Source organism: Oleiphilus sp. HI0123 (assembly GCF_001635315.1).
The window spans coordinates 1-4,480 of record NZ_LWGE01001445.1 but is presented as its reverse complement, the minus strand read 5'-3'; the positions used below and the strand labels follow the sequence as shown (position 1 = coordinate 4,480).

General features: G+C 45.4%; 4 protein-coding genes. 1 reads left to right on the top strand and 3 read right to left on the bottom strand.

Annotated elements, in window-relative coordinates; genetic code table 11:
* Positions 1-72: 72 nt before the first annotated feature.
* The 3 genes from A3761_RS18770 to A3761_RS18760 all read right to left on the bottom strand — a co-directional run bounded on the left by A3761_RS18770 (position 73) and on the right by A3761_RS18760 (position 3,336).
* Positions 73-1,254 carry an alginate export family protein gene (locus A3761_RS18770; RefSeq protein WP_068516782.1) on the bottom strand — a complete coding sequence of 394 codons (1,182 nt, stop codon included), beginning with the start codon at positions 1,252-1,254 and terminating at the stop codon, positions 73-75.
* Between the two features lie 203 nt (positions 1,255-1,457).
* Positions 1,458-2,018 carry a molybdenum cofactor biosynthesis protein B gene (gene moaB / locus A3761_RS18765; protein WP_068516783.1) on the bottom strand — a complete coding sequence of 187 codons (561 nt, stop codon included), beginning with the start codon at positions 2,016-2,018 and terminating at the stop codon, positions 1,458-1,460.
* Between the two features lie 52 nt (positions 2,019-2,070).
* Positions 2,071-3,336 (bottom strand): nitrate/nitrite transporter, encoded by a 1,266-nt coding sequence (locus A3761_RS18760; protein WP_068516785.1) that lies wholly within the window; start codon positions 3,334-3,336, stop codon positions 2,071-2,073.
* A 344-nt stretch (positions 3,337-3,680) separates the two neighbouring features.
* On the opposite strand from A3761_RS18760, the gene A3761_RS18755 reads away from it, so the two are divergent.
* The coding region (locus tag A3761_RS18755) for an MFS transporter (protein WP_156491950.1) at positions 3,681-4,480 on the top strand (800 nt) is incomplete at its 3' end.

Below are 4,480 nucleotides of genomic sequence, written 5' to 3'. Positions count from 1 at the left end.
TTGTGGCTATCGGGCATAAAAAAAGCGGAGGTGGAAGAAACCTCCGCTAGCAGTAAAAATTAACCTAAGAGACTAGAATTTAGCTGCGAGCTGCACCCAAATTTTCGTAGTATCCTCGCCCGAGTCTCCTTTACTGTAATCGGCAAGCTTGATTAGCCCTGTGTAGTTATCAGAAAACTTCTTGGCAACTAGAATGTCAATTTCACTACCTAAATCTGCACTACCTTCATCGGCGTCAAACTGGTGGTAGATTACCGCGATCTTAGGACCGTAGTTTTTGGTTGAAATGCTAAGCGAGGTGTCTACTAAGCCGTCAGTTCCTTTTTCAGCAGCAAACTTGTCAGCCCAACCGTTGAACTTATGCTTGGTTGCAAGAGGTGTCTTAAACATGGCATTACCGTCATCTGAGCCAAGAGTTTCGTAACCCAGCTTAGCGGTAAAGCCTGAAACATTTACACCTGCTTCAAGGTTAAGATAATTCGTTTCATGCTCATTATCATCGTCAGTAGTTTGTTGGGCAAATTCAGCGGTATAAAGGACAGTAAGGTCGTCACTTGCTTTCACTTTACCGTTTGCTCGGATACCGAAAGTGTCATGAATATCTTTCAGGTCCAAGAAGTAAGCGCTTAAGCCCAAGCCGTCAATACTCTTGTTGTTTACGTAGTAAACTTGATGGTCGTTGCCGTCGATATCGCCTCCGGTAAAGGTGTTTACGTTATAAACATTAGAGAATATCAATGTTGTGTCTGGTAGTGCTGTGTTAACTAGGGTAAAAGCATCATAAGTTTGTTCGTTTTGTCTCCAGCCCACGCCGCCTAGCATACGCTGGCCATCTAGGTTGATGCGCTGGCGACCGTAGCGAACGAGCGTATCAGCTGGCGCAGCAAAATCGATATATGCCTGGTTAATTTCAGTATACGTAGCATCGAGCACTACTGCTTCTTCATCTGGATCAGCTCCACTGTCGCTGTAGTTGTCTTCACCGACAACACTGTTGTTATCCATTTCTAGCGTAGTGGATACGCCATTGTATGAAAGCGTCTTGTAGGTTAAACGTGTTTTCACTGTGGATGCTAAAGCTTCACGGTTGGTGAAATCATCTACATATTCAAAACGATAACGTAGCGCAAGGGATGCATCGCCGCCCGCAATCGCGGCAGTAATTGAGTCTGCCTCTTCTGCTGCAAACGTTGGAGCTGCTGCAGAGAGTCCGAGAGCGATCATCGAGATTGATAGACTTAAAGCGTTCTTCATAAGCGATATCCTAATTGATATAAGTTCTAAAAGACTCCTTGCTCTTGTGTCTTAAATTTGCAAGGGATGTGACCTATTTAACGCTTTTGGTTTTGGGGGGGCAATCGGATAAAGGGAGTAAGGGGCTATACCTCCTGATGGGTAAGTCTGGAGGTATAGTGTTTTAAGATGAACTCGAAGTTTTAGTTTAAGTATTTGAAAATCTAAGAGTTATCTCTTTTTTCTCGATCAAGACATGCAGCGAAATCAATGCCTTTTAGCTGGGGTACAAAGTTGCAAGGGCCTTGACGGCTGTCAATTTGTGAGTCGATTATATTATCCCAGGCAGTGCGGCAGGCATTGGTGCTACCTGGTAGGCAGAATAGTAAGGTCTTGTTTGCCATGCCCGCTAGTGCTCTAGACTGGACGGTTGAGGTGCCAATTTGCTCAAGAGATATTTGTCGGAAAAGCTCGCCGAAACCATCGACGACCTTATCAAGCAAAGGGGTAACGGCTTCAGGGGTGCTATCTCGGCTAGTAAAGCCTGTACCACCGGTAATGATAATAACTTGGGTGTCATCACTCGCAATCCATGTCGAGAGCGCAGCGCGAATTTTATATATGTCGTCAATGACAATCTTTTTGTCTGCGAGCTTGTGCCCAGCCGAGTTTAACTTTTCTACCAGAAGTTGGCCTGATGTGTCATTGTCTTCAGTGCGAGTGTCTGAAACCGTTAATACGGCAATGTTTAAAGGGATGGTTTCTTGGCTGACGTTGTGACCCATAGGGATATCTCTCTTGTATAAGCAATGTAGTAATAAAGTTTAAAGATGATGCTTAATCATCATCTAGGAAGTTATGACTGGTGGCATGTTGCACGCGCTGGTTAAAGCGATCAGTCTTGATAGCAAGGAACATGACAGTCATACAGCAAGCGAGCACACCATATAAAACCATGAAGCATGCGCTATGGATGCCGATCCAGTCAACGGCTAGGCCAAAAGCGATAGGGAGTGTGCAGCCGCCTAAGGCGCCAATTGCAGCCACTAAGCCACCAACAAGCCCCATTTGCTGAGGGTAGTATTCATGAATTGTCTTATACACACTTGCTCGCCCAAAGCCCTGGGCTATACCGATAATAAATATCAATGTACTGAAGAACCAGACGTTAATTTCGATAGCCAGTTCTACATCTTGATGCACGCCATGTATGGTCATCGTGGTCGGCGGATAGCACAAGAAGAACAAGCAAACTAAGCATATCCAGAATACTGCCCAGTTAACGGTGCGACCACCATAGCGGTCTGCAAACCAGCCTCCTAATGCTCGAACCATGCCAGAGGTGGCAACAAAGAAAAGCGTAAAGGCCATCGCTTGGCTATAGCTGAGTTTATAAGCGGAAGCATAATACTGTGGGAGCCAGAGGATTAGCGCTAAAAAGCTACCGAAGACAAAGTAGTAATATAGACCGAAGCGCCAAATCTGGATGGATTTAAGTGCTTGTAGGGTGCTAAGTTCGGCTTGAAGTTTTGTCGGGGTATAGGGGCGGGTAGGTGCTATTAGCCAGAACAGAAAAGCCATAATGAGTAAACCAACCCCATAGATAGGACCAATGCTGTCCCAACCCCAGTTCGCAACAATAATTGGGGCAAGTGCAAGGGTAATGGCTGAGCCGGTGTTACCTGCACCAAATATACCCATGGCAGTGCCTTGTCGGTTACTTTCAAACCAGTCGGTGATATAACGAATGCCGATGGTAAAAGATGTGCCACTAATACCGATCCACAAGCCAAGTAATAGGTAGCCTTCCAGAGTCTCGATGTGAGGCAGGATGAATAGTGGCGGTGTGCTAAGAAGCATTTGTAGGGTGAATAGGCTCTTGGGGTTGTAGCGCTCGCTAAGCCAGCCAGCAGGAATACGCCCTAGTGCACCGGTTAGAACCGGGGCCGAAAAGAATAATCCTAACTGTGTTGCGCTTAGGCTTAAGCTGTTTTGAAGTTCAAGCCCCAAAACGGCATAGAGTGTCCATACCGAAAAATTAGCAGCAAATGCTATGGTGGCAATGGTTAAGGCTCTGGCTGCGCCAGGGATCTCAAAATTCATTATGACGCTCTGATCGAAGGCTGTTTAACTCGGTTTATCCTCAAAGGTATTGTTGGTACAGAGGAGCTCGTTTATCTATTAAAGTGATTGATACCTATTAAATCAAAAAAACCTTGTGCATGTTTGTTCTAACCCTTTTGAGTTAGGGGGTATGAGTCGCCTACCTATAAGTGAGTAGGCTTTGTGATGCCTGCTGGCTTTGTGGCAAGGGAGTAAAAAATAAAGTAGGTATATGCGCTGTGCCGGGGCATTCTCAGGCCCTGCCTTACTTGACTCATATCAAGTAGGAAACCCTACACACGAAGCAGAATAGCGTCATACCCCTTTTTTGTATAGGAGGCTTTATGTCCACTGATCTTAAAATAAACCTGTTCGCTTTTGGCGACCCCAAGATTAAAACACTCCACTTTACGTGGTTTGCTTTTTTCTTAACCTTCATGGTTTGGTTTAACCATGCTCCGCTTTTGGTGTTTATGAAAGAAGCGTTTGATATGTCGAGTCAGCAGGTCAAAGCCCTGATGATTCTGAACGTTGCGCTAACAATTCCAGCACGTATCGTCATCGGTATTTTGGTGGATAAACTAGGGCCCAGAAAGGTTTATAGTACTTTACTTGTACTGGCAGGCGTCGTGTGTATAGCATTCGCACTGGCTCAATCTTATGAGCAGCTCGCAATGATGCGCTTTTTAATGGGCTTTGTTGGTGCCGGGTTTGTAATCGGTATCCGCATGGTTGGCGAATGGTTTCCTCATAAGTCTGTCGGTATCGCAGAAGGTATCTACGGTGGTTGGGGTAACTTTGGCTCAGCTGCATCGGCTATGCTATTGCCTACGCTGGCAATGATGTACGGTGGAGAAGATGGCTGGAGATATGCATTAGGTACAACAGGTATTGTTGCTAGTATCTATGGCCTTATTTACTATCAGGTAGTACGTGATACGCCAAAAGGTTCAACCTACTTTAAGCCTAAGAAAGCAGGTGGTTTGGAAGTAACAAGCTGGGGTGACTTTTACCTATACTTGTTCATGAATATTCCAATGTATGCAGCCTTAGCTGTGTTGGCTTGGAAACTATCTCCAACGGGTGTTGCTCTCTTAAGTCAGACTGCTGTTTACGTTATTTGGGCGGGTTTGGTCGCTCTATA